This is a genomic window from Polynucleobacter sp. 39-46-10 (assembly GCF_002282275.1).
In genome coordinates this window covers 1-1861 of sequence record NZ_NCJB01000404.1, presented here as the reverse complement: position 1 = coordinate 1861, position 1861 = coordinate 1, and the positions used below count along the sequence as shown (strand labels likewise).

Sequence of the window (1861 nt, the reverse complement as noted above, 5' to 3'; positions counted from 1 at the left end):
TTAATTTTGACATAGTAAATATATGAGTAATTCAACAAATACCATTCAGCAAATGATGCAAGATATTGGCCGACGTGCTCGTCAGGCATCACGCTCAATGGCGCGGGCATCTAGCGAACAGAAAAATAAAGCCTTATTGCATATCGCCAAGTTGGTTCGTGAGCGTGCTGAAGAAATTCAGCGTGTGAATGCGCTTGATGTTGCTCGCGCAAAAACCAATGGGCAAGACGCCGCCTTTATTGACCGCCTCACCATGACTCCCAAGACGATTGAGTCTATGGCATTGGGTTTAGAGCAAATTATTTCTTTGGAAGATCCGATTGGAAAAATAACGCCATTGCAAAAACAGGCCTCTGGTATTGAACTCGGTCAGATGCGTGTTCCACTCGGTGTGATTGGCATTATTTATGAGTCTCGTCCAAATGTGACAATTGATGCCGCAGCTCTTTGCTTAAAGTCAGGTAATGCAGTGATTTTGCGTGGTGGCTCAGAGGCGATTGACTCAAATGCCTTATTGGCGCAATTGATTCAAGAAGGTTTGGATGCAGCTAATTTGCCAATGGATGCAGTTCAAGTTGTGACCACTACAGATCGCGCTGCTGTTGGCGAAATGATCACCATGACCGAATACATTGATGTGATCGTGCCACGCGGTGGCAAAAGTTTAATTGCCCGATTGATGGCAGAAGCACGCGTGCCGATGATTAAGCATTTGGATGGCATCTGCCATACCTATGTTGATGCTGACGCAGATATCGCGATGGCGATTAAGGTTTGCGATAACGCCAAGACCCAACGCTATGCGCCTTGCAATGCGATGGAAACACTCCTGGTCAACAAGAATATTGCGCCGCAAGTTTTGCCAGCTCTTTGTAAGATTTACCAAGACAAGGGTGTGGAATTACGTGTTGATGACCAAACCCGAAATACGCTTGAGGCGGCTGGTTTTAGAGGCTTAGTCAATGCCACTGAAGAAGATTGGCAGACAGAATATTTAGCGCCGATTTTGTCGATTAAGACGGTTGCGGATATGGATGAGGCAATGGGTCATATTGAGCAATATGGCAGTAAACATACTGATGCCATCATTACTAACAATCAGGCTCAAGCGAATCGTTTTTTGCGAGAAGTCGATAGTGCCAGCGTAATGGTCAATGCCAGCACGCGTTTTGCCGATGGTTTTGAGTACGGACTTGGTGCGGAGATTGGCATTTCCAATGACAAATTACATGCTCGTGGCCCTGTAGGTTTGGATGGTTTGACTTCCCTCAAATACATCGTCATGGGCCATGGCGAAATTCGTACTTAATCAATCCCGATTCAAGAACGATAAAAAATACCTAACGGAGACTATTCATCATGGGTAATGCATATTTATGGACTAAGACACTTCACATTGTTTTGATTGCCTCTTGGTTTGCAGGCTTGTTTTATCTCCCACGTATTTTTGTGAACCTAGCGGATGAGAAAAATCCTGAAGTCTATGCACGTCTTCTCGGCATGGCTGATCGCCTCTTTCGTTTTATGACCATTTTGGCAGTACCTGCAGTCTTGTTGGGCCTGACACTTTGGCTGCATTTTAAGATTGGTGCCGGTGAGGTTTGGATGCATGCCAAATTTTTCTTTGTTATCTTGGTTATTGGTTACCACCATGCTTGTTGGGGCTTGCTCAAAAAGTTCCGTAATGGTGTTAATGCCCGCTCTGGAGTTTGGTATCGCTGGTTTAATGAAGTGCCTGTCATCCTTTTATTGATCGTGACAGCCTTAGTCGTGATCAAGCCTTAATGCTGATACCTAAGTAATTGTTTAATTGTTTTGATGATTTTTTATTTCACCTTTTTAGATTGCTAGCCCAATGAGA

Annotated in this window: 2 protein-coding genes; both read left to right on the top strand. The window is 44.3% G+C overall.

Translation table 11 applies throughout. The features are described from left to right. Window positions 1-22 precede the first annotated feature (22 nt). On the top strand, window positions 23-1309 hold the full coding sequence (locus B7X71_RS16155) for a glutamate-5-semialdehyde dehydrogenase (protein ID WP_293599189.1): 1287 nt from the start codon (window positions 23-25) through the stop codon (window positions 1307-1309). A gap of 50 nt (window positions 1310-1359) precedes the next feature. After that, a complete protein-coding gene (locus B7X71_RS16150; protein ID WP_215302482.1) occupies window positions 1360-1785 on the top strand; it encodes a CopD family protein in 426 nt (141 codons plus the stop codon). Window positions 1786-1861: the final 76 nt, after the last annotated feature.